Annotated in this window: 20 protein-coding genes; 13 read left to right on the top strand and 7 right to left on the bottom strand. The window is 74.8% G+C overall.

Features of this window, described 5'->3' with window-relative positions:
• The first annotated feature begins 134 nt into the window (after positions 1–134).
• The 6 genes from PGB27_RS28640 to PGB27_RS28615 all read left to right on the top strand — a co-directional run bounded on the left by PGB27_RS28640 (position 135) and on the right by PGB27_RS28615 (position 8,633).
• Positions 135–2,468 (top strand): penicillin acylase family protein, encoded by a 2,334-nt coding sequence (locus tag PGB27_RS28640; protein ID WP_274203861.1) that lies wholly within the window; start codon positions 135–137, stop codon positions 2,466–2,468.
• Between the two features lie 21 nt (positions 2,469–2,489).
• Complete coding sequence (locus PGB27_RS28635; protein WP_274203860.1) at positions 2,490–3,416, top strand: polysaccharide deacetylase family protein; 927 nt, start codon at positions 2,490–2,492, stop codon at positions 3,414–3,416.
• A 77-nt stretch (positions 3,417–3,493) separates the two neighbouring features.
• Positions 3,494–5,101, top strand: a complete 1,608-nt coding sequence (locus tag PGB27_RS28630) for a GAF domain-containing sensor histidine kinase (protein WP_274203859.1) — start codon at positions 3,494–3,496, stop codon at positions 5,099–5,101.
• Positions 5,071–5,748 (top strand): response regulator transcription factor, encoded by a 678-nt coding sequence (locus tag PGB27_RS28625; RefSeq protein WP_274203858.1) that lies wholly within the window; start codon positions 5,071–5,073, stop codon positions 5,746–5,748. Before PGB27_RS28630 ends, PGB27_RS28625 begins: the two co-directional genes overlap by 31 nt.
• 208 nt (positions 5,749–5,956) lie before the next feature.
• Entirely contained in the window at positions 5,957–7,921 is a 1,965-nt protein-coding gene (locus PGB27_RS28620) for an acetoacetate--CoA ligase (RefSeq protein WP_274203857.1), read from the top strand.
• Positions 7,922–7,973: 52 nt separating this feature from the next.
• Positions 7,974–8,633: a trimeric intracellular cation channel family protein gene (locus tag PGB27_RS28615; RefSeq protein ID WP_274203856.1), complete on the top strand. Its 660-nt coding sequence runs from the start codon at positions 7,974–7,976 to the stop codon at positions 8,631–8,633.
• Here PGB27_RS28615 and PGB27_RS28610 read toward each other — a convergent pair whose 3' ends face one another.
• The gene (locus PGB27_RS28610; protein ID WP_274203855.1) at positions 8,634–9,551 is read right to left on the bottom strand and encodes a LysR family transcriptional regulator; all 918 of its coding nucleotides are present in this window, start codon (positions 9,549–9,551) and stop codon (positions 8,634–8,636) included.
• A 73-nt stretch (positions 9,552–9,624) separates the two neighbouring features.
• Here PGB27_RS28610 and PGB27_RS28605 point away from each other — a divergent pair, with 73 nt between their 5' ends.
• On the top strand, positions 9,625–10,482 hold the full coding sequence (locus PGB27_RS28605; RefSeq protein ID WP_274203854.1) for a formylglycine-generating enzyme family protein: 858 nt from the start codon (positions 9,625–9,627) through the stop codon (positions 10,480–10,482).
• Between the two features lies 1 nt (position 10,483).
• Here the strand turns inward: PGB27_RS28605 and PGB27_RS28600 are convergent, their stop codons facing one another.
• A complete protein-coding gene (locus PGB27_RS28600) occupies positions 10,484–12,835 on the bottom strand; it encodes a sulfatase-like hydrolase/transferase (RefSeq protein WP_274203853.1) in 2,352 nt (783 codons plus the stop codon).
• Between the two features lie 313 nt (positions 12,836–13,148).
• A complete protein-coding gene (locus PGB27_RS28595) occupies positions 13,149–14,060 on the bottom strand; it encodes an alpha/beta fold hydrolase (RefSeq protein WP_274203852.1) in 912 nt (303 codons plus the stop codon).
• 116 nt (positions 14,061–14,176) lie between these two features.
• Between PGB27_RS28595 and PGB27_RS28590 the strand changes: the two genes are divergently transcribed.
• Positions 14,177–14,671 carry a CGNR zinc finger domain-containing protein gene (locus PGB27_RS28590; protein ID WP_274203851.1) on the top strand — a complete coding sequence of 165 codons (495 nt, stop codon included), beginning with the start codon at positions 14,177–14,179 and terminating at the stop codon, positions 14,669–14,671.
• A gap of 73 nt (positions 14,672–14,744) precedes the next feature.
• Here the strand turns inward: PGB27_RS28590 and PGB27_RS28585 are convergent, their stop codons facing one another.
• Positions 14,745–15,731, bottom strand: a complete 987-nt coding sequence (locus PGB27_RS28585; RefSeq protein WP_274203850.1) for an alpha/beta hydrolase — start codon at positions 15,729–15,731, stop codon at positions 14,745–14,747.
• Between the two features lie 369 nt (positions 15,732–16,100).
• Here PGB27_RS28585 and PGB27_RS28580 point away from each other — a divergent pair, with 369 nt between their 5' ends.
• Complete coding sequence (locus PGB27_RS28580; protein WP_274203849.1) at positions 16,101–17,876, top strand: serine/threonine-protein kinase; 1,776 nt, start codon at positions 16,101–16,103, stop codon at positions 17,874–17,876.
• A 12-nt stretch (positions 17,877–17,888) separates the two neighbouring features.
• Positions 17,889–18,662, top strand: a complete 774-nt coding sequence (locus tag PGB27_RS28575; RefSeq protein WP_274203848.1) for an SGNH/GDSL hydrolase family protein — start codon at positions 17,889–17,891, stop codon at positions 18,660–18,662.
• Between the two features lie 9 nt (positions 18,663–18,671).
• Here PGB27_RS28575 and PGB27_RS28570 read toward each other — a convergent pair whose 3' ends face one another.
• Genes PGB27_RS28570 through PGB27_RS28560 form a run of 3 tightly spaced genes read right to left on the bottom strand, consistent with a single transcriptional unit; the run spans position 18,672 to position 19,973 of the window.
• Complete coding sequence (locus PGB27_RS28570; RefSeq protein ID WP_274203847.1) at positions 18,672–18,902, bottom strand: hypothetical protein; 231 nt, start codon at positions 18,900–18,902, stop codon at positions 18,672–18,674.
• A 23-nt stretch (positions 18,903–18,925) separates the two neighbouring features.
• Positions 18,926–19,435 (bottom strand): cupin domain-containing protein, encoded by a 510-nt coding sequence (locus tag PGB27_RS28565; protein WP_274203846.1) that lies wholly within the window; start codon positions 19,433–19,435, stop codon positions 18,926–18,928.
• Positions 19,436–19,448: 13 nt separating this feature from the next.
• Positions 19,449–19,973 (bottom strand): LysR family transcriptional regulator, encoded by a 525-nt coding sequence (locus PGB27_RS28560; RefSeq protein ID WP_274203845.1) that lies wholly within the window; start codon positions 19,971–19,973, stop codon positions 19,449–19,451.
• A gap of 144 nt (positions 19,974–20,117) precedes the next feature.
• On the opposite strand from PGB27_RS28560, the gene PGB27_RS28555 reads away from it, so the two are divergent.
• From PGB27_RS28555 to PGB27_RS28545, 3 genes are read left to right on the top strand one after another with little or no spacing between them, the layout of a single operon-like run.
• Entirely contained in the window at positions 20,118–21,548 is a 1,431-nt protein-coding gene (locus tag PGB27_RS28555) for a CitMHS family transporter (RefSeq protein ID WP_274203902.1), read from the top strand.
• Positions 21,548–22,849 carry an acyclic terpene utilization AtuA family protein gene (locus PGB27_RS28550; protein ID WP_274203844.1) on the top strand — a complete coding sequence of 434 codons (1,302 nt, stop codon included), beginning with the start codon at positions 21,548–21,550 and terminating at the stop codon, positions 22,847–22,849. Before PGB27_RS28555 ends, PGB27_RS28550 begins: the two co-directional genes overlap by 1 nt.
• On the top strand, positions 22,836–23,135 hold the full coding sequence (locus PGB27_RS28545) for an AtuA-related protein (RefSeq protein ID WP_274203843.1): 300 nt from the start codon (positions 22,836–22,838) through the stop codon (positions 23,133–23,135). Before PGB27_RS28550 ends, PGB27_RS28545 begins: the two co-directional genes overlap by 14 nt.
• The last annotated feature ends 315 nt before the right edge of the window (positions 23,136–23,450 follow it).

The raw sequence follows: 23,450 nt of genomic DNA, 5'->3' as shown, positions 1-23,450 counted from the left end.
GTCGTGCGCCGAGCGGTCGCACTGCCCGAACGGCTAGCCCGCGACCGCTCCCGCGGCCGTGCACTCATGGCCACGTGACGACCTCTCCCGCTGCTTCACTCGCCGCGTCGGCGGAGCGACGAGGGGAGCAGGTCGTGGCGGACGGACAGGCGGGCCCGAGCCGCGCGTCGTACGTGCTGCCAGGTCTGACGGGACCGGCAGAGATCATCGTCGACCGGTGGGGCGTGCCCCACATGTACGCGGCGAGCACCTACGACGCCTTCCGGGTGCAGGGCTTCAACGCCGCCCGCGACCGGCTGTGGCAGATCGACTTCTGGCGCCGCCGGGGTCTCGGGCGGCTGGCCGAGGTGTTCGGCGCCGAGCACGTGGAGCGCGACCGGGCGGCGCGGCTGTTCCTCTACCGCGGCGACATGCGGGGGGAGTGGCTCGCCTACGGATCGGACACCAAGCGCGCCTCGACGGCGTTCGTCGAGGGGGTCAACGCCTACGTCGCGCTGACGCGCGAGGACCCCGGCCTGCTGCCCGAGGAGTTCCGCGCGCTCGACTACGAGCCCGCGTTCTGGGATCCCGAGGACGTGGCCCGGATCCGCAGCCACGGCCTCTTCTACAACGTGCGCGACGAGGTGGCCCGCGCCCGCACCCTGCGGGACCTGCCCGCCGAGGCCGAGGAACTGCGGCGGCGCCGCGAGCCGTGGCGTCCGCTCGAGGTCCCCGAGGGCCTCGACGTCGGCGCGATCCCCGACGACGTGCTGAAGGTCTACGACCTCGCCACCTCGGCCCCGGTCTTCGGGCCCCCGTCGCCGGTCGACGACGCGCAGGGGGACGTCCTGCCCGAGGGCAGCAACAACTGGGTGCTCGCCGGCTCGCGGACCCGGTCGGGACGCCCGCTGCTCGCGAACGACCCGCACCGCGCGGCGGCCGCCCTGCCCGGCCTGCGCTACATCGCGCACCTGTCTGCGCCCGGCTTCGACGTCATCGGCGGCGGCGAGCCCGCCCTTCCCGGCATCTCCATCGGCCACAACGGACGCATCGCCTTCGGCTTGACGATCTTCGCGATCGACCAGGAGGACCTCTACGTCTACGAGACCGCCCCGGACGACCCGCAGCGCTACCGCTACGGCGACGGCTGGGAGGCGATGCGCCGGGTGGAGGAGACGATCGCGGTCCGCGACGGCGACGCGGTCACCGTGGAGCTGCTGTTCACCCGCCACGGCCCGGTGATCCACCACGACCACGAGCGGGGGCTCGCCTACGCGGTGCGCGCGGCCTGGCTCGAGCCGGGGATGGCGCCCTACCTCGGGAGCATGGACTACATGCGGGCGGAGAACTGGGACGAGTTCGCCGCCGCGATGAACCGCTGGGGCGCCCCGCCGGAGAACCAGGTCTACGCCGACCCGTCGGGCACCATCGCCTGGCAGACCGGCGGCCTCACGCCCGTCCGCCCCAACTGGGACGGGACGCTGCCGGTGCCAGGCGACGGACGCTACGAGTGGGCCGGGTTCTACGACGCCGACCAGCTGCCCGGAGCCGTGGACCCGGAGCAGGGCTTCCTGGCCACGGCCAACGAGTGCAACCTGCCCGACGACCACCCGGCCGACCGCCACATCACCTACGACTGGTACGCGCCCTACCGGCGTCACCGGCTCGACGAGGTGCTCGCCGCGACCACCGACGCGACGCCGGAGAGCATGGTCGCGCTGCAGAGCGACTTCCTGTCGATCCCGGCGCGGCGCATCCTCGCGCGGGTCGCGAAGGCCTCCGTCCCGGGCGACGTCGACGGGCTCGACCTGCTCACGGAGTGGGACGGGGTGCTCGCGCCGGACTCGGGGGCCGCCGCGCTGTTCGAGGTCTGGTTCCGTCGTCACCTGCGTCCGGCACTGCTGCGCCGCGCCCTGGAGGGCGTCGTCGGGACCGACGACGCCGTGGCCGTCGCGACCCGCATCAGTCCGGCCGAGGACCTGCTGGCCGACGCCCGCGTCGACATCGAGCAGGTGGAGGGCATGCCCGACGCCGACCTGGCGGAGATCGTCGCCGCGACGCTGCCGGCGGCCGTCGGGGAGGTCGAGGAGCTGCTCGGCGCCGACCGCGCCGCGTGGGCCTGGGGTTCGCTGCACGTCGCCCACGCCCACCACCCGCTGCGCCACCTGCTCGCCGGGGTGCCCGCCGACCAGCTCTCCGCCGGCCCCGCGCCGCGCGGGGGCAGCGGCGACACCGTCGGCAACACCGCGTACGGCCCGAACTTCGTGCAGAGCGCCGGCGCCACGTTCCGGCTCGTCGTCGACGTCGGCGCGTGGGACTCGTCGCTGGCGATGAACGCCCCCGGCCAGTCGGGCCGGATCGGCGATCCGCACCTGACCGACCTGTTCGACCCCTGGAGCCGCGGGGAGGCGTTCCCGCTGCTCTACACCCGGTCCCGCATCGAGGCCGAGGCCGACACCGTCATCGAGCTCACGCCAGAGAAGTCGTGACGCCCTGACCGAGGAGATCTGATGGGACACCTGCAACTGCCGCCCGGCAAGAAGATCGCCGTCAACCTGGGGACCGACTTCGACGCCCAGGCCCTGTGGCTCGGCGCGTTCAACCGTCCGTCGCCGTCGGCCATGTCGCGGGGCCAGTTCGGCGCCGAGGTCGGTGTGCCGCGGCTGCTCGAGCTCTACCGGCGCTACGACGTCACGACGACCTGGTTCACGCCCGGCCACTCGGTCGACACGTTCCCCGAGCAGTGCCGCGCGGTGCTCGAGGACGGCCACGAGTTCGGCCACCACGGCTACTACCACGAGGTCCCGCCGGGTCTGGAGCGCGACACCGAGCGCCGCCTGGTCGACCTCGCGTTCGAGAGCTTCAAGAACGTGCTGGGGCTGCGCCCGACGGGCTATCGCTCCCCGTACTGGGACTACAGCGAGAACACCCTCGACATCATCGAGGAGTCCGGCTTCACCTACGACACGAGCCTCATGGCCCGCGACCTCGTGCCCTACCGGCCGCAGCGCTGGCAGGTGAACTGGGAGAAGGCGAACGTGGCCGGCAAGGCGAGCCACGTCCTCGAGATCCCGGTGAACTGGTACCTCGACGACTTCCCGCCGCTGGCCTACACGGGCCCGCAGGCCGGGATGCAGGACACCGAGACGATCCTGCGGCGCTGGCAGGACATCTTCGACTACGCCTACCAGAACGTGGAGAACCCCGTGTACGCCACGTGCGTGCACCCGCAGATCATCGGTCAGGCGCACCACATGATGTGGTACGAGAAGCTGATCCAGCACATCGTCTCGCACGACGGCGTGTGGTTCGCGACCTGCGACGAGATCGCCCGCGCGTGGGTCGACGACGAGGAGGACGAGCGCAAGATGGCCCTGCCCGACGTGCGTGGGGTCGAGCCGGCGCCGCCGGACTCCAGCTGGGCGCGGCAGGCCTGAGTCGGCGCCCGCTCCGGGACGGTGACGGGCCGCCACTCCTGTGCAACTCTCGGAGGGACGCGGGAGGAGACGGTGCCGTGGAGTACCTGGTCGACGGCGGTGGCTCGCGGGCGATCCACGACGCCGTGGGCCCGGTCCTCGACGAGCTCGTGGCGCTGCTCGGCGCCGAGTTCGGGGTCGTCGTCTACGAGGCCCGCGCCGCCGGGCCCGCGGTGGTCCTCGCCGCCGTGGCGTCGGGCGGGATCGAGGGCTTCCTGCCCAACGAGCCGGTCCTCGTCGATCCCGTGCTCCCGCGCCGGCTGCCCGCGGTCCGGGACCGGCTGGAGATCCGCTCCCGGCTGCGTGGCCACGGCCTGCGGCTGCGCTCGAGCGTCGTCGTGCCCTGGCGGGACCGCCACGGGCACGGCGCGGTCGTCCTCGGCAACCTCGCGACGCCGTTGGGCAACCCCGACGCCGTCCTCGACGACGACGTGCGCCGCCACTACCGGCAGTCCATCGGGCGGGCGCTGCGCCGGGGCCGGCAGGCCGGGGCACTGCAGCTCGGGCGCGACCTGCGCGCCGCGACGCGGACGATGGCCGAGGCGGCGGTGGCCAGCGACGACGAGCCCGCCGTCCTGACCGCCATCCTCGGCTCGGCCCGCGAGCTGTTCCGCGCCGAGGTCGCCTACCTCGGCGTCCCCGTCGACGCGTCCGGGACCTACGTCTTCGACGAGGCGCTCGGCATCCGCACGGCGCCGTTCCGTCGGCTGCGGGTGCAGCACGGCCAGGGGCTGGGCGGTCTCGCCCGGCGTCTCGGCCGTCCGGTGTGCTCGGCCAACTACGCGTCCGACGGGCGGCTCGAGGCGGCGCCGGTCGACGAGACCCGGGGGGAGGGGATCGTGTCGGCGATGGCGGCGCCGGTGTCGGTGGACAGTCGGATCGCGGCCGTCCTCTACATCGGGGACCGGCGGATGCGGCCGTTCACGGCCGTCGACGAGGAGCTCCTCGAGGACGTCGCCGGGCACGCCGCGCCCGGGGTGCGGCGCCGCTACGCCGAGGCCGACCAGGCCCGGGCCCTCGAGCAGGCCGTGCGCGAGCAGGTGGCCTTCGACCTGCACGACTCGGTGGTCCGCGGCCTCGTCGCGATCGGCTTCGAGGCCGAGCAGGCCCGCCACGGCGTCACCGACGACGAGCACGCGACCCGTCTCGACACCATCGCCCGGGCCGCCGAGGCCGCCATGGCCCGGCTGCGCGGCGAGCTCGGGCTGCTCGTCTCGGCGCCGCGGACGGGCTCGGCGCCGGCGTCGGAGGTCCTCGACCGCATCGCCCTGGTGCCCGAGCGGGACGTGGAGCGCACCCTCGAGCTCGACGGGCCCGACCTCGAGCTGGACCCGGCGGTCGCCGACGCGCTCGCCCGGATCGGACAGGAGGCGCTGACGAACGCCGAGCAGCACTCGGGCTGTCGTCACCTCACCGTGCGCCTGCAGACCTCGCCGCTCGTGGTGGTCCTGCGCGTCACCGACGACGGCGTCTTCGACGCGGCGAGCAGCGCGGGCGGGACGGGCGCGCACTTCGGGATGCGGGCGATGCACGCCGCCGTCGCCCAGGTCGGCGGGACGCTCCACGTCGAGCCCGCGGCCCCGACCGGCACGCACGTGCGGGCGGTGGTGGCGCCGTGGCCCCGGCGCGGGACGGGGGCGCCGTGATCGGGTTCTGCGTGGTCGACGACCACGAGGTCGTCCACGACGGGCTGCGGGCCCTGGCCGGACGCGAGCCGGACCTGGAGTTCCTCGGCGCGGCGGCCACCGTCGAGGAGGGGGAGGGGCTGGTGGCCCGCGCCCGCCCGGACGTCGCCATGGTCGACCTGCGCATCGGCGAGCGCGACGGCGGCAACGGCATCGAGCTCTGCCGGGCCCTGACTCGTCGGTCCCGCCCGCCGGCCGTGGTCATCTTCAGTGCCTACGGCAACCGGGAGCTGCTGGCCCAGGCGGTCGAGGCGGGGGCGTCGGGCTACCTGCTCAAGGAGACCTCGGTGCGCCGCGTGCCGGACATCCTGCGGGAGGTCGTCACGGCGGGCAGCTGGTTCGAGCCGCGCATCGCCGGGGAGCTCCTGCAGCGACGCCTCGGCGCGGCCCCCTCACCGGCTGGCTTCACCGCGCGCGAGCTCGCCGTCGTCCGGGGGATCAGCCGCGGTGAGAGCAACCACGAGATCGGCGAGCGCCTGCACCTCAGCTCCCACACGATCAAGTACCACGTCGCGTCGATGCTGCGCCGCCACGGCTGCAGCCGCCGCGCCGAGCTCGTGCGCGTCGCCCACGAGCTCCACCTGCTCGACGACGCCACGCCGTCCTGACGCCCGGACCGACCCGTCGAACCCGCCCGGCTGGCACCGGCATCGCCGACGTCGGCGTCGACCGCATCGCGTTCTGGGTCGACCCGGGCCCCCAGCGCGAGGTGCTGACCCGGCTCGACGCGCTCGCCGCGAGGTGGCTGCGGTGAGGCGGCCTTCTCTATGTTCAGCGTGTTCAGCGAGGAACCCCGGTGCGACCGAGGCGGTGGCGATGACGCAGACGACCGAGACGCTCTGGCGCCCCACCCCGGAGCGCATCGCGAGCTCTCCGCTGCGCGCCTACCTCGACTGGCTCGAGGAGCGCGAGGGCCGGTCGTTCCCCGATCACGACGCCCTGTGGCGGTGGTCGGTCGAGGACCTCGACCGGTTCTGGCTCTCGGTCGTCGAGTACTACGGGGTCGAGTTCTCCACGCCGTGGACGCAGGTGCGCACCGACGACCCGATGCCGCACACCCGCTGGTTCACCGGCGCGCGGCTGAACTGGGCGCAGCACATGCTGCGCCGCGGGGGCGACGACGACGTCGCGCTGGTGTGCGTCCAGGAGGGCGGGACGCCCGCCCGCGAGATGACGTGGGGCGAGCTGCGCCGGGCGGTGGCCGCGGCCGCCGGGTGGCTGCGCCGGGCGGGGGTGCGGCCGGGCGACCGGGTCGGCGCCTACCTGCCGAACACCGAGCACGCCGTCATCGCCTGCCTGGCGACCGCCGCCGTGGGCGCGGTGTGGGCCTGCTGTTCCCCGGACTTCGGCGCCGAGGGCACCACCGGGCGTCTCGCGCAGCTCGAGCCGACCGTCCTCGTCGCCGCCGACGGCTACCACTGGAACGGCAAGGTCGTCGACCGCGGCGAGGTCGTCGCCCGGCTGCGCGCGAACCTGCCGACGGTGCGGCACGTCGTCCACGTCCCCTACGTGTTCGACCGGCCGGACCCCGAGGGCACGACACCGTGGGACGACCTCCTCGCGCGCGACGAGCCGCTGGAGTTCGAGCAGGTCGAGTTCTCCCACCCGCTGTGGGTGCTGTTCACCTCCGGCACCACCGGCCTGCCCAAGGGGCTGGTGCACGGCCACGGCGGCATCACCCTGCAGGGCCTGCTGTGGTCCGGGCTCTACGGCGGGTTCCGCGAGGGCGAGCGGATGTTCACCTACACCTCGACGGGCTGGGCGCTGTGGAACATCGAGCTCGGCGCCATGACCCAGGGCGCGGGCATCGTGCTCTACGAGGGCGCGCCCAACCACCCGCCGGGCGCGGTGTGGGAGGTCGCGGCCCGCACCGGCGCCGACGTCGTGCTCATGGGCGCCGGGGTCGTCACCGCGACGGCGAACACCGGGGTCTCGCCGGGCCGGGAGCACGACCTGGGCCGACTGCGGCACGTCATGCTCAGCGGCTCGGCGCTGCCCCCGGACGGCTACCACTGGCTGATGGAGCACGTCGGCCCCCACATCCGCATCGACTCCACCAGCGGCGGCACCGACATCTCCGGCTCGTTCGTCGGGGCCAACGAGTACGCGCCGGTGCAGGTGGGGCGCATCGGCGGACCGATCGCCGGCGTCGACTGCGCGGCGTGGGACGACGACGGGCACCCCGTCGTCGACGAGGTGGGCGAGCTCGTCATCACCCAGCCCATGCCGTCGATGCCGGTGTACCTGTGGAACGACCCCGACGCCGTCCGCTACACCGAGTCCTACTTCGACACCTGGCCCGGCGTTTGGCGCCACGGCGACTGGGTGACGATGCACGGCGACGGCAGCGTCTCCATCCACGGCCGGTCGGACTCCACGCTCAACCGCGGCGGCGTGCGGCTGGGCAGCAGCGACTTCTACGACGTGCTCGAGACGATGGAGGAGATCGTCGAGACGCTGGTCATCGGGGTCGACCTGCCCGACGGCGGCTACTGGCTGGGCCTGTTCGTCGTGCCGGCGCCGGGGCACCGGGTGGACGAGGCGCTGGAGGAGAAGATCGTGTCGACGCTGCGGTCGCGGCTGACGCCCCGGCACGTGCCGGACGACATCCTCGAGGCGCCCGCCGTGCCGCACACGCTGACCGGCAAGCGGCTCGAGGTCCCGATCAAGAAGTTGCTCTCGGGGCGGTCGTTGGAGAAGGCCGCGAACCTCTCGTCGGTCGACGACCCGGAGGCGCTGCGCTGGTACGCGCGGTTCGCCGAGGAGCGCGCGTCGGGCTGAGGAGCCCGCGCCGTGCGTCGGTCACCGGCGGGAGGGGAACCTCGTGACGGCCATGACCCCGACCCTCACCCCGGGTGCCGCCTCCACCGCCGCCCTCGTGCTCGACCTCGCCGGGACGTTCGCGTTCGCGCTCAACGGCGCGCTGACCGCCGTGCGCGCGGCGCGGCTCGACATCGTCGGCGTCGTGACCCTCGGCATGATCACCGCGCTCGGGGGCGGCATCCTGCGCGACATCCTGCTCGGCGCGCTGCCGCCCGCGACCTTCAGCGACTGGCGTTACCTCCTCGTCGCGACCGCCGGCGGACTGATCGCCTTCGCCCTGAGCCGGCAGCTCGACCGCATCACGCTGTCGATCACGGTCTTCGACGCCCTCGGCCTGGGCCTGTTCGCGGTGACCGGCGCGGCGCGGGCCCTCGACCTCGGCGCCGGCGCGGGGCAGGCGGTCCTCCTCGGCGGCATCACCGCGGTCGGCGGCGGCACCCTGCGCGACGTCCTCGTGCGCCGGATCCCGTCGGTGCTCTCGAGCGAGCTCTACGCGGTCCCCGCGCTGCTCGGGGCCCTGGTCGTCGTGGTCGCCGACCGCCTGGGCAGCACCGCGGTCGCGTGGTCGCTGGCGGGCGCCGCCCTGGCGTTCACCGTGCGGATGCTCGGCGTCGGGTTCCGGATCAACGCCCCGACCCCGCCGGGGTGGCGCGGCGCCCCGGACGACTGATCAGGCCGCCGGCGCCAGGCCCTGGGTCGCCGCCGCGCGGGCGAAGGCGTCGACCGTGGCCCGCACGCTCGGTCGCTCGACGGCGTGGGGGAGGTGCGCGAGGACGACCGTGCGCACCAGGGGGCGCTCGAACGGGACGATGGCGATCCCGGTCGGCGGGCAGAACACCCGGCCGAGGTCGCTGGCGAGCGTGACGCCCAACCCGTTGGCGACCATCGCGAGCGCCGTCGCCAGGCCGTCGACCCGGTGCCGGACCTGCGGCTCGAACCCCGCGCGGCGGCAGGCGGTCCGCACCGCACGGCCGTAGTACGTGTGCGGGCCGGAGATGATCCAGGTCTCGTCGGCGAGCTCGGCGAGGTCGGTGCCGTCGCGGTACGGCGCGCCGGTCGGGGCCGCGAGGTGGATGCGGTCCTGGCCGAGCGGGACGACGGTCAGTCCGGGCGCCCAGGGCTCCGGGGCGTCGGGGTAGTCGAGGAGCAGGGCGAGGTCGAGGTGCCCGTGCCGGACGTCGAGGACGGCCTGCTCCTGGTCGGTCTCGGAGCTCTCGAGGGTGATGCCGGCGTGCGTGGCGGCGAGGTCGGTGATGACGGCGGGCAGCAGGCCGGCCGCGGCGGCGGCGAAGATGCCCACCGACAGCCGGGCCGACAGGTGCTGCCGCGCGCCCTCGACGGCGGCGACGGCGCGGTGCTCGGCCGCGAGCAGCAGCTCGGCCTGCTCGACGAGGACGCGCCCGACCTCGGTGAGCCGCACGCCGCGCCCCACCCGCTCGAGCACCGGCGCCCCGACCTCGACGCCGAGCGCGTCGAGCTGCTGGCTGACCGCGGAGGGCGAGTAGTGCAGCGCGGCCGCGGCCGCGTTGACCCCGCCGCGGCGCGCGACCTCACGCAGCGTGCGGAGACGGCGCAGCGAGAGGTCCATGCAGCACATCACAACAGTTCCGTGCGCCGTTGTCCGCTGGCGCCGAACGATCGGGGTGGGAGACTGGCCGTTCGTGACACGCTCCCCCCGAGGCCAGGTCCCGATCGCCGGCGGCGCGTTCGCCATGGGGGACCACCACGGCGACGGTGATCCCGCGGACGGCGAGCGCCCGGTGCACCGCGTCGTCCTGCGCCCCTTCGCGATCGACGCCACCACCGTCACCAACGCCGCGTTCGGCCGCTTCGTCAAGGACACCGGCCACGTCACCGACGCCGAGCGCTGGGGCTCGTCGGCGGTGTTCCACCTCGCGTTCACCGGCGACCGCTCCGACGTCCTGACCAGCGTCGACGGCGCCCCGTGGTGGCTGGCCGTGCGGGGCGCGTGCTGGCGGCAGCCGGAGGGGCCGGGGTCGTCGGTCGGCGACCGCGCCCAGCACCCCGTCGTCCACGTCTCGTGGCACGACGCGACGGCCTACGCCGCGTGGGCGGGCAAGCGGCTGCCGACCGAGGCGGAGTGGGAGTACGCCGCCCGCGGCGGGCTCGAGGGCGCGCGGTTCCCGTGGGGCGACGAACTCGGCCGGCGCTGGAACCTCAACACGTGGCAGGGGCGGTTCCCCACCGAGAACACGCGCGAGGACGGCTACCTGACCACCGCGCCCGTCAAGACCTACCGGCCCAACGGCTACGGGCTGTGGCAGACGGTCGGCAACGTCTGGGAGTGGTGCGCCGACCGCTTCGCCGCCGACTGGTACACCCGCTCCCCGGAGCACGACCCGGTCGGGCCGGACGAGGGGAGCGCCCGCGTGATGCGCGGGGGCTCCTACCTCTGCCACGACTCGTACTGCAACCGCTACCGGGTCGCGGCCCGGACCTCGAACACCCCGGAGTCGAGCTCGGGCAACCTGGGCTTCCGCTGCGCGGGGCCGGCGTGAGTCAGTGCGACGCCATGACCCGCCGGTGCCGGCCCTCCGGCTCCGGGCCCGGCTCGGGATCCGGGGCGGTGAGCTCCACGCGTACGGAGTGGACGGTGCCGGTGAAGGCGTTGTCGCCGGCCGCGTAGTCATCGGTGACCGGGGTGCCGAGGTCGACGCCGACGTCGAAGGTCTCGTCGAACGAGAAGTAGTACGGGACCGTCGCGTCGACCCGCACCGCGCCCACGACGAGCCCGTCCACCCGCAGCGTCGCGGTCCCGCCCCGGCCGTCGCCCCCGCCGTCGTAGGCGAAGTCCACCCGCACCTCGTGCCGCCCGGCGGCGAGCACGTGGTCGGCGCGGACGGTGTGCCGGCGCAGGCCGAAGAAGTTGTAGACGTAGCAGGCCCGCCCGCCGGACACGTAGAGCGCCCAGCCGCCGAACCGCCCGCCCTGGGCCACGAGGACGCCGTCGCCCGGCGCCTCGACGTCGGCGACCACCGCGTGCGACCGGTTCTTGACGTTCGGGACCGTCTCCTCGATGAGGCGCCGGGTCGAGCCCCGGAAGGTCACCGAGGTGCGGTCGCCGACCAGGTCGAGCCGGCCCGCGAGCCGCGGGTTCTCCCGCTCGGTGACCCGGTCGTCGAGGGGGAAGACCTGGTACTTCGCCGCCTCGACGAGGAACAGCTCGCGCAGCCGGGCGAGGAGCTCGGGGTGCTCCCCGGCGACGTCGTGCGCCTGGCTCGGGTCGGTGGTCGTGTCGTAGAGCTCCCAGACGTCGTCGCGGAAGCCGCCGCTGTCCGTGGGCACCATCTCCCACGGCGTGCCGTGGCGGGTCACCGCCGTCCAGCCGTCGTGGTAGACGCCGCGGTTGCCGCACATCTCGAAGTACTGGGTGCGCCGGCGGTCGGGCGCGTCCGCGTCGGCGAACGTGTAGCGCATGCTCGTGCCGTCGATCGGCTGCTGGGGCGTGCCGTCGACGCTGGTGGGCTGCGGGATCCCCGCGCACTCGAGGACGGTGGGCAGCACGTCGATGACGTGGTGGAACTGGTGGCGCAGCCCGCCGCGGTCGGCGATCCCGGCGGGCCAGTGCACGACCAGCCCGTCGCGGGTGCCGCCGAAGTGCGAGGCCACCTGCTTGGTCCACTGGTACGGCGTGTTCATCGCCAGCGCCCAGCCGACCGGCGCGATCGGGTAGCTCGCCGGGCCGCCGATCTCGTCGAGGTGGGTGAGCATCTCCGCCGGGTCGTCGACCATGCCGTGCCCGAGACGGTGCTCGACGTGCGTGCCCTCGATCCCGCCCTCGCCCGAGGCGCCGTTGTCGCCGAGCAGGTAGAGGAACAGCGTGTTCTCCATCGCGCCGAGCTCCTCGAGCGCGGCCACGAAGCGCCCGAGCTGGGCGTCGGCGTGCTCGGTGAAGCCCGCGAACGTCTCCATGAACCGCGCGCCGAGCGCCCGCCGGGTGTCGTCGAGCTCGTCCCAGTGCGGGACGCCGTCGGGCCACGGGGCGAGCTCGGTGGCCTCGGGGACCACGCCCAGCGCCTTCTGCCGCGCGAGCGTGGTCTCGCGCAGCCGGTCCCACCCGTCGTCGAACGCGCCGTCGTAGCGCTCGCGCCACTCCGGGGCGACGTGCAGCGGGGCGTGCGACGCGCCGAAGGCGAGGTAGGTGAAGAACGGCCGGTCCGGCGTCAGCGAGCGCTGGGTGTGCACCCAGTCGACGGCGCGGTCGACGAGGTCCTCGGACAGGTGGTAGCCGTCCTCGGGCCGCCGGCTCGGCTCGACGGGCGTCGTGCCCTCGTAGAGCAGCGGGTACCAGTGGTTCATCTCGCAGGCCATGAACCCGTAGAAGTGGTCGAACCCCTCGCCGGTGGGCCAGCGGTCGAACGGCCCGACGGGGCTGATCTCCGCCGGCGGGGTCTGGTGCCACTTCCCGAACGCGGCGGTGCTGTAGCCGTTGCCCTGCAGGACGCGGGCGAGCGTCGCGGCGCTGCGCGGGCGGTAGCCGGTGTAACCCGGCGCCGAGGTCGCCATCTCGGTGGTCGCGCCCATGCCGACGGCGTGGTGGTTGCGCCCGGTCATCAGCGCCTGGCGGGTGGGGGAGCACAGGGCCGTGACGTGGAAGCGGGTGTAGCGCAGCCCGTCGTCGGCGAGGCGGTCCGCGGTCGGCATCCGGCAGGGCCCACCGAACGCGCTGGAGCTGCCGAAGCCGAGGTCGTCGAGCACGACGAGCACGACGTTCGGTGCCCCGGCGGGCGGTTCGGTCGGCCGCACCGGGTCGAACGGTCGCGGCGCCCCGTCGGGCCCGCACGTCGTGATCGCCCGGCGCGGCACGTCGGGCTCCGGCAGGACACGTCGGCCTCCGGTGGGCACACCCATGCTTCCTCCCCTTCGTCGGCGCGCGCGTCGGCTCGACGCGTCGGCGCGGGATGTGGTCTCGACGAGGGCAACGCTGCCGCCACGGAGACCTCGATCAGCATCTCGCGTGACGATCGTTCACGTCCAGCGAGTGATCGAGGACGACGTCGTTCAGCACTGGTGCACGGTCGGGAGCCACACCGACCGGGGGCGCCCGAGCGAACCGGTCGGCCCCGCGCCGCGAAGGACGGGCAGCCGGCCGTGCGGTTCACCAGCGCAGCCGCGCGGCCGGCCCCGACGTGCGGCGCGTCCACCTCCCCCGGGGTGGGCCGTCCTACACCGCGAGCCTGTCCGTGCCGGTGGGCCGAGCACGCGTGGACGTCAGGGCGCGGCCCAGGAACCCGCGGACGTACCCGGCGACCAGGTCCAGGTGGCTCTCGAGCAGGAAGTGACCGCCGCCCTCGACGAGGTGGATCTCGGCGTCGGGCAGGTCGCGGGCGAAGGCACGAGCGCCGTCGGGACCGAAGATCTCGTCCTCGGCGCCCCACACCGCGAGCAGGGGGACCCCGCTCGCGCGGAAGTACGCGTGCAGGGCCGGGTAGAGCGGCGGGTTGGTGCGGTAGTCGGCGAACAGGGCGAGCTGGAGACGCTCCTGCCCGGGACGGCTGATCTCGGCGTGGTCCTGCGCCCAGGTGTCGGGGTCGACGAGCTCGGGGTCGGCCACGCCGTGGAGGTACTGCCAGCGGATCGCCTCGAGGCGGAGCGCGCCGCGCACCGGGCCCTCGGTGTCGGGTCCGGGGGCCGCGCCGTAGGCCCGGACCGGCGCCCAGAAGTCGGGGACGAAGCCGTCGTCGTAGGCGTTGCCGTTCTGGCTGATGATCGCGGTGATCGCCGACGGGTCGCGCAGGGCGAGGCGCCAGCCGATCGGGGCGCCGTAGTCCTGGACGTAGATCGCGTAGCGGGTCACGCCGAGCTGCGCGAGCAGGCCCCGCGTGAGGTCGGCGAGGGCGTCGAAGGTGTAGGTGAACTCCTCCACCGGGGGCGCGTCGGACCGTCCGAACCCGAGGTGGTCGGGCGCGACGACGTGGTAGCGGTCGGCCAGCGCCGGGATCAGGTGGCGGAACATGCGCGAGCTCGTGGGGTAGCCGTGCAGCAGCACCAGCACCGGGGCGTCGGCGGGACCGGCCTCCCGGTAGGCGAGACGGTGGCCGTCGACGACGGTGGTGCGGTGGCGGACATCGACCATGGTGTAACTCCTTCGGCGACACATGGTGGTTAGTGGGGACGAGGGTCAGTGAACGCACCGGGCCCTAACCTGTCAAGCGCGGTGATATGGTTAGTCGCGGCAGGAGGTGGTGCCCGGTGCTCGACGAGCAGGCGCTGATCGAGGCCCTCAACAGCACCCCGGTCGTGGACGGGCGCCCGACCGACCGGTGGGGCGACGACGACGAGCTGCGGTCCTGGGTGCGCGCCCACGGTGGTCTCGGCGAGGACGCCGAGCTCGCTGTGCTGCGCGACGCCCGCGGCCGCCTGCAGGAGGTCGTGGCGGGGCAGGCCGGGCCCGGGGTGCTGGCCGACCTGCTCGGCGGCGCCCGTCAGCTCCCCGAGGTCGGCGACGACGGCGTGGCGTGGCGGCTCGAGGCCGCGCCCGAGCGGCGGATCGCGGTCGAGCTGGTCCTGGCGTGGAGCGCGGTCGCGCAGCGCTTCCCGGGGCGGCTGCGGCCGTGCGCCAACCCCGAGTGCCGGCTGTTCCTGCTGGACCGGAGCCGGGCGAACTCCGCGCGCTGGTGCTCGATGAAGACCTGTGGCAACCGGCTCAAGGTCCGCCGGCACCACCAGCGCCACCGCGAGGACTGAGCGCCGTGGACTGGCGGCATGGGCTACGCCGAGGAGTACGGGATCTCCCGAACGTCCTCGGGCTGCCGAGGTCCTACTGAGCACCCGGGGGCTGCGGGGCCCGGTACGCCCGCACGGCGTGGCCGAACCACTGGTCGCGGAACGCCACGGCCTCGCGGGTGGCGCGCGCGCTCGACGCGATCACGTCGAAGCCGTGGAACGCGCCCTCGACCACCCGGAACTCGACGGGCACGCCCGCCGCGCGCAGCGCCTCGACGTAGCGGGTGGTCTCCTCGTGGAAGGGGTCGACGTCGCCGACGAAGGTCATCGTCGGCGGGAGGCCGGTGTGGTCGGTGCAGCGTGCCGGCGCGGCGTAGGCGGGGACGTCGTCGGTGCCGTCGCGGTCGCCGAGGTACATCGACCAGGCGTTCCGGTTGGTGACCGCGTCCCACACGGGGGCGTCGTCGAGGACGTCGACGGGGGTGCGGTCGTCGATCATGGGGTAGAGCGGCATCTGGAACGCCACCGACACCTCGCCGCGGTCGCGCGCGTAGAGCGTCGTCGCGGCCGTCAGCCCGCCGCCCGCGCTGTTGCCGCCGACGGCGAGCTGGTCGCGGCGCACCCCGAGCTCGTCGGCGTGGTCGCGCAGCCACAGCAGCGCCGCGTAGGCGTCGTCGCGGGCCGCCGGGTAGGGCGCGTCGACGCTGAGGCGGTAGGCGGGGGCGACGACGACGCAGCCGCTGCCCTCGACGAACGACCGCACGATCCCGATGCCCTGCTCCGGCTCGCCGGTGAGGTAGCCGCCGCCGTGCAGCCAGAGCAGGCCCGGGACGTCGCGCCGCGGCCGCCGGGGCCGGATGACGAGCAGCCGCAGCCGCGACCCGTCGGCGCGGGGAACGCTCTCCTCGTGGACGCGGAGCGTCTTCGGCACGCGCCGGCGGGCGACCTCGGAGATCACCCGGTTGACCGCACCGGGCGGGCGCCGGAGGTCCTCCACGCTGCGCTGCCGCCCGAGCGCGGCCGACATGAGGCGCGCGGGCAGGCGGAGATCGGGCTGCAGCCGGTCGAGGGTGTCGGACACGCGTGGGCTCCTTCCGGGGACGACCGCGGGGACGGCCGGTGGGCCGTCCGCGAGGTCGGCCAGGCTCAGGTCGTCTCGGGACTCGGACGTGCATGCTGCGCGACCGGGGCAGCGGGCGCGCACCGTCCACCCTGTCCGTGCGGAAGCGGATCCCCGTGAGCTCCTCCGAGAGCGACCACGCGCGGGCGGCGTCCTCGGTGCTCTGCTCCCTGCTGCACCCCGTTCGTGACGGCGAGCACGGAAAGTAGCGCCTGACGTACGATGACGGACCTGTTGGCCCATCGGAGGGCGATCACGCATACTCTCGGTGACATCATCGCTGGGGGCCGAGCCAGGACCAGGTCACCCGTGACCCAGGAGACGCCACCCATGAGCACCGAGGCCCCGGGCCACACGCCGCCGAGCGACCCGTCGGGCGGGCCCGCGGAGATGTTCGGGCCGTACCGCCTGGAGGAGCGCATCGGGCGGGGCGGGATGGGCGAGGTCTTCCGCGCCTACGACACCAGCCGCCAGCGCACCGTCGCGCTCAAGCGGCTGCACGGCGGCCTGGCCGATGACGGGGAGTACCAGGAGCGCTTCCGCCGCGAGTCGCGCACCGCGGCCCGGCTGTCGTCGCCGCACGTCATCCCGATCCACGACTTCGGCACCATCGACGGGCACCTGTTCATCGACATGCGCCTGGTGTCGGGCGTCGACCTCGCCGAGGAGATCGAGCGCCACGGACGCCTCGAGCCGGCGCGGGCGGTGGAGATCGTGCACCAGGTCGCGGAGGCCCTCGACGCCGCGCACGACGACGGCCTCGTCCACCGGGACGTCAAGCCGTCCAACGTGCTCATCACCCAGCACCGCGGGCGCGACTTCGTCTACCTCGTCGACTTCGGCATCGTGCGGGCGGTCGGCGCGGGCGCGCAGTCGCTCACCGGCACGGGGACGGCGATCGGGACCCTCGCCTACATGGCGCCCGAGCTCTTCCTGAACCGCGACCTGGACCGCCGGGTCGACGTCTACGCGCTGGGCTGCCTGCTGTTCGAGGCCATCGCCGGGCGCCCGCCGTTCGTGTCCGAGGGCCCGGCGCTGATGTACGACCACCTCAACGAGACCCCGCCGCGCCTGTCCGAGGTCGCGCCGGGCTCGCCGCCGGCGCTCGACGCCGTGCTCGCGACCGCGATGGCCAAGGACCCGGCCCGCCGCTACGCCACCGCCGGCGACCTGGCCGTCGACGCGGCCGCGGCGCTCCGGGGAGAGCGGGTGGGCGGCGAGCAGCCGACCACGACGAGCCCGGCGCCCGGCCCGGCACCGCGGGCCTCCGGGCCGCAGGGCGCGACGCCGACGGTGGTCCCCGGTCCGCGCCCCGCGTCGGGGCCCGAGCCGTGGCGCCCGTCCCAGGGGCCGGCCCCGTACCGGACGGCGGGCACCGGCATGCCCATGGGCGGCCCCGGGCCGTTCCCCCCGCCGCCTCCCGCGCCCGGCACCGTCCGGTACACCGAGCCCGGCGGCCGGTCCCCGGAGCAGGGCGGGCGGGACAACGGGAGGACGGCCGCGATCGTGGCGGGCGTCGTGGTCGTCCTGCTGCTCGTGGTCGTCGGGGCGGTCGCGCTGCTCGTGCAGCGCAACGCCGGGACGACGACCACGGCCGCCCCGCCGTCGGCGTCGACCCCGTCGGCACCGGCCGGCCCCTCGTCCCCGTCGGCACCGTCCGCACCCTCCTCGGGCACCGCCCAGCTCTCGGTCACCGAGGTCTTCCCCGACGCCGCCGGCGCCGACTGCCGCCCGTCGGGCCCGCAGGACCGGCTCACCACCAGCACCGGGGTCGACCCCGCCGAGGCGGTCATCTGCCGCTACCCGGGCGTCGCCCCGGACGCGCGGGTGATCTTCGCCCGCTGGCCCGACACGGCAGGGGCCCAGGCCTTCTACCGCGACACCGAGACGCTCGGGCCGCGCGTCGACCAGTACCAGACCTGGTCGCTGCCCGGTGGCGCGTCCCAGGGCCCGCTCTACACCGCGGAGCGCGACGGGACGATCTACTCGACCGGCCTCTACGACGGCCTCCCGTACAGCTGGGAGATCCGCACGGCGACGATGGACCAGTCGTGGGCGGTGTGGAACCAGCTGCACTTCCGGCCCCGGGCGGAGATCGGCGGCTGATCCTCGCGGAGGATGGTCGCCGTGTACTTCGCGATCGGGGACAGCTTCACCGAGGGCGTGGGTGACGAGGTCGGCGACGGGGCGACCCGCGGGTGGGCCGACCTCGTCGCGGCCGGTCTGGCCGCGTCGCGCGGCGAGCCGATCGGGTACGCGAACCTCGCGGTGCGCGGCCGGCTGCTCGGCCCGATCGTCACCGAGCAGCTCGACGCCGCCCTCGCGCTGGAGCCGCGCCCGACGCTGCTCACGCTCAACGGCGGCGGCAACGACATGCTGCGCCGGCACATCGCCGTCGACGACCTCGTCGCCCTGACCGAGCGGGCCGTGCGCCGCGCGACCGGGGCCGGTGTACGGGTGGTGCTCATCTCGGGCGCCGACCCGTCGCAGCGGCTCCCGTTCGGCAACGTGGTGCGACGCCGCGGAGAACTGCTCACCGCCGGCATCGCCGAGCTCGCCGCCACGCACGGCACCGCGTTCGTCGACGTCTTCCACGACGCCGAGATCCGGCGGCCCGGCTACTGGTCGCCCGACCGGCTCCACCTCGGGCCCGCTGGCCACCGCCGTGCCGCCGACCTCGTGCTCGCCGGGATCGGGGAGGGGCCGGCGCCCGCCGCGGGACCCGCCGGCGCGCCGAGCACGCGGGGCGTCGTCACCGAGCTGCGGTACTACCGCGAGCACGTCCTGCCGTGGGTCGGGCGGCGGCTGCGCGGGCGGTCGTCCGGCGACGACCGGCACGGCAAGCACCTCACCTGGGTGTCGGTGCCGCCGCCCGAGCGCCGGCGGGCGTGAGCCGGGCCGTCAGAGCGGCGCGTCGCGCAGCTGCAGCACCACGCGCACGACCCGCTCGACGGCCGCGTCGAACAGGGCGCCGCGCAGCTCGCCCCGGTCGGCGAGGTTCTGCGACGCGAACGCGAGCATCTGCTCCGGGCCCACCCGGCGCACGAGCAGCGCGGCGGTCTCCTCCAGGTCGAGCCCGGGGTGGTCGAGCCGCGTCAGCGCGAACTCGACGATCAGTTCCTCGTCCCGCACGGCGTCCCCCTCCCGCACCCAGCCTAGGAGGTCAGCGGGCGGCCCTGCGACCGGATGAGCGCGTCGAACTTCGCCGGTCCCACGATCGTCAGCGCTCGGGCGGGGCGGTCGCCGACCACCTCGAAGCCGTGCTCGACGTCGCGGGGCAGGAAGAGGAACGAGCCCTCCGACGCGGTGAACCGCTCGTCGCCGCAGAACCCGCGCAGCTCGCCGGAGAGCACGTAGAACATCTCGTCCTCGCCGTCGTGGGTGTGCGGCGGCACCGTCAGCCCGGGCGGGCCGGACTGCTCCATCACGCCGACCCGGCCCTCGGTGTCGTCGCCGTCGGCCTTCACCGTGAACGTCGCGCCGCCGAACTCGTAGCGGTCGCCCTCGCCCGCCGGGCGCACGAAGAAGCTCATGGTGCCCACCGTGTCAGCCCAGGGCGTCGAGCGGCGGGCGCAGCACCGCCGCGAACCGCTCGGGCTCGCCGAGCAGGGGCGCGCCAGGAGCAGGACGAGCACCAGCAGCGTCACGCCGACCCGGCGCCCCACCGCCTCGTCCGGCTCACGGGAGCCAGCGCGCGAAGCGGGGGAGGGCCGGGCGGTCGTCGGCGCCGACGAGCAGGTCGGCGAACGCCGCGGCCGCGGGCGAGACGCCCTCCCCGCGCACGAGGGCCATCCGGCGCACGACGACGGGGGCGTCGAGCGGGACGGCGACGAGGTCGGCGAAGCCGGTCAGCGGCACGACCAGGCCCGGGACCGCGCTGACGCCGAGCCCCGCGGCGACCAGCCCCGCGACCGCCGCGACGTTGCGCGCCGCGACGACCCGGCGGGGTCGGACGTCGGCGGCGACCAGGGCGTGGTCGACGTGGTGGCGGATGGCGAGCGACGGCAGCGTCGCCACCCGGACCCGCTCCTGCTGCCCGGGGTCGTCGCGGCCTAAGAGGCCGGCGCCCAGGCGGCGCTCCACCTCGGCGACGGTGCGGCTCAGCGACGGCTGCGCGACCCGCAGGGACTCGGCAGCCGCCGTGAAGCCGCCCGCCTCGTGCACGGCGACGATCACCCGCAGCTGCTGCAGCGTGACGTCCATGCTCTGCCTGCATCAATCCATCGCCGATCGGTCTTTGACGAGCATAGGTACGCCTGGCCATCGTCACGGCACCGGGCGTGACCCGGACCACCTCCTGCAGCGGGCCGACGGTCCGGTGCAGCCGTGCTGACCCGGAGGTCGACGATGCTCGCCGCGGCCGGTTTCCTCACCATCGCCGTCTTCCTGGCGGCCGTGCTCTCGCGCCGGGTCTCGGTCCTGTTCGCGCTGACCGTCATCCCGGCCCTGGCCGCGGTGGCCGTCGGCGCCGGGGGCGAGCTCGGCGACCTGGTGCTCGACGGCCTCGAGCAGGTCGCACCGGTCGCCATCATGATCACGTTCGCGGTCCTCTACTTCTGCCTGATGATCGACGCGGGCCTGTTCGACCCCGCCATCCGCCGCGTCGTCCGCTGGGCAGGCGGCGACCCGCTGAAGATCTGCGTCGGGACCGCTGTGCTCACCGTCCTCGTCGCCCTCGACGGCGACGGCGCCTCGACGTTCCTGATCATGGTCACGGCGATGCTGCCCATCTACGAACGGCTGGGGATGCGCCGGATCGTCCTGGCCGCCCTGGTCTGTCTCGGGGCGGGCGTGATGAACATGGTCCCGTGGGGCGGGCCGACCGCCCGGGCCATGGCCGCGCTCGACCTCCCCGCCAGCGAGATCTTCGTGCCGCTGCTCCCGGCGATGGCGGCCGGCATCGCGTGGGTCGTGCTCGCGTCGTGGGTGATCGGACGCGCGGAGCGCAAGCGGCTGGGTGTGATCACGCTGGACGAGCCGCTCGCCGTGGGCGCGTCGGCACGGACGGGCGAGGGGGAGACCCCTCCGCCGTCCGGCGGTGGGGACGGCTCCGACGGTGCGACCGGCCGGGACAGCGGGGACGACGGGCACAGCGGGGACGACGGGGACAGCGGGGACGGCGCCGTCGGGACCCTGACGCGGACGACGCGCCGCACCCGCGCCGACCAGGTGCGCTTCTGGCTCAACGCCGTGGTCACGCTCGCGCTGCTCGTGGTCCTGCTCCTGCAGCTCGCCGAGCTGCCGGTGGTCTTCCTCGCCGCCTTCGTGGTCGCGCTCCTGATCAACGCGCCGCGGTGGACCCAGCAGCAGGAGCTCCTCGAGCGCCACGGCCGCAGCGTCGTCCTCGTCGTCACGATGATCTTCGCGGCCGGCGTCTTCACCGGCATCCTCGGCGGCACGGGCATGATCGAGGCGATGGCGCGGGCGCTGGTGTCGGTGATCCCCGACGCGGCCGGCGGCCTGCTGCCCACCCTCGTCGCGGTGACCGGCATGCCACTGTCGCTGGTCTTCACCCCCGACGCCTACTACTTCGGGGTGCTGCCGGTGCTCGCCGAGACGGCCGGCGCCCTCGGCGGCGCGCCGGCCGAGGTGGCCCGGGCGGCGATCCTCGGGCAGATGACCACCGGCTTCCCGCTCAGCCCGCTGACCGCGTCGACCTTCATCCTCGTCGGCCTGACCCGCGTCGACTTCGGCGCCCACCAGCGCTTCGTCTTCGGCTGGGCGTTCGGCAGCACGCTCGTCATGACCGCCGTCGCCCTCCTCACCGGGGTGATCTGATGACGCCGACGACCGTGCGGATCGGCAGCGGCGCGGGCTTCGCCGGCGACCGCTTCGACCCCGCCGTCGACCTGGCCGCGCGCGGCGACCTGGACGACCTCGTCCTGGAGTGCCTCGCCGAGCGCACCATCGCCCTCGGCCAGCAACGGCGTCTCGCCGACCCCGACGCCGGCCACGACCCGCGCCTGCACGCCCGGCTCGCGCCCCTGCTCCCGGTCGCGCTCGAGCGGGGGACCCGGGTGCTCACCAACATGGGCGCGGCGAACCCGGTCGCGGCCGGCCGCGCGGTGCGGGCGTTGCTCGACGACCTCGGGGCGCGGGCGAGCGTCGGCGTCGTGACCGGCGACGACGTGCTCGACGTGCTCGACCTCGGCGCTCCCGCGCTGGAGGACGGCCGCCCGCTGCGCGAGCACGGGGAGATCGTGTCGGCCAACGCCTACCTCGGCGCCGACGCGATCACGCCCGCGCTCGAGGCCGGCGCGCAGGTCGTCGTCACCGGCCGCGTCGCCGACCCGTCGTTGTTCCTCGCGCCGCTGGCCCAGCGCCTCGGGTGGGCGCCCGACGACGTCGACGTCACGGCAGCCGGAACGCTCGTCGGCCACCTGCTCGAGTGCGCCGGCCAGCTGACCGGCGGGTACGCCGCCGACCCGGGGAGGTTCGACGTGCCCGACCTCGCCCACCTCGGCTTCCCCTTCGCGGACGTCGCCGCCGACGGGTCGGCCACCTACGGCAAGCTCGACGGCACCGGCGGGCGCCTCGACCGGCACACCGTCCGCGAGCAGCTGCTCTACGAGGTCACCGACCCGTCGGGCTACGTCACCCCCGACGTCCTGCTCGACCTGCGCGGCGTGCGGGTGGACGACGCCGGTCCCGACCGGGTGCGTGTCCACGGCGCCCGCGGGCGGCCGCGCCCGGACCGGCTCAAGGTCAGTGTGGGCCACCGTGCCGGCACGCGGGTCGAGGCCGAGATCTCCTACGTCGGTCCGGGGGCGGACGCCCGGGGCCGCCTGGCCGCCGACGTCGTCGCCACCCGGCTGGCGGGGCTGCCGGTCGCGCCCCGGATCGAGGTGCGCGGTGGCCCCGAGGACGCCCGGCTGCGGGTCGCGGCGCGCGGCGACGACCCGGCCGTGCTCGACGCCGTCGGCCACGAGGTCGAGGCGCTCTACACCAACGGGCCAGCCGGCGGCGGGGGCGTGCGCGTGCACCGGACGCCCGTCCTCGGGGTGGTCTCGACGCTCGTACCGCGCAGCGCCGTGCACCCGCGGACCACGATCCTGGAGGCCGTCGGTGCGGCTGCATGACCTCGCGCACTGCCGGGCGGGCGACAAGGGCACGGTCGCGACGCTGACGGTCGTGCCGTACGACGACGCCGCGTACCCCGAGCTGGTGCGGTCGCTGTCGGTCGAGCGGGTCCGTGCCCACCTCGAGCCGTGGGTCGCCGGCGACGTCGTGCGCCACGAGCTGCCGCTGGTGTACGCGCTGCAGTTCGTCTGCTCCGGGGTGCGCGGGGGCGGCGTGACGGTGTCGACGGCGCTGGACACGCACGGCAAGTCGTTGAGCTCCCGGCTGCTCGCGATGGAGCTCTGAGAGCCCCTGTCCTCCGGGCCGCCGGCGTGTGTTCCTGTCCGCGGCGCGGTGTTCGACGGCCACTCCCAACGGTCCAGGTCGAGATGACCGCGGCCGCCTCATCGCCGTGACGCGCTCCCGGTTGCCGCCTGTGCGGTCCGGAGAACGGAGCGCCGTTCGCTGAGGGTGTCTCAGCTTCCCCGAGCAGCAGTGTCGGGGGTCGGGGCTAGGTTCGAACACGTGAGCGAACGGGTGGGTGTGGCCGGGCGGGTGCTGCTCGAGCGTGCCCGGGCGCGGATGGTCGCGCTGCGCGCCGAGCAGTTCCGGTTGTTGGAG

Source organism: Actinomycetospora lemnae, from assembly GCF_028737315.1.
In the GTDB taxonomy this organism is placed as follows: domain Bacteria; phylum Actinomycetota; class Actinomycetes; order Mycobacteriales; family Pseudonocardiaceae; genus Actinomycetospora; species Actinomycetospora lemnae.
The sequence above is the reverse complement of the archived record's forward strand: the minus strand, read 5'-3'. Positions and strand labels throughout refer to the sequence as shown.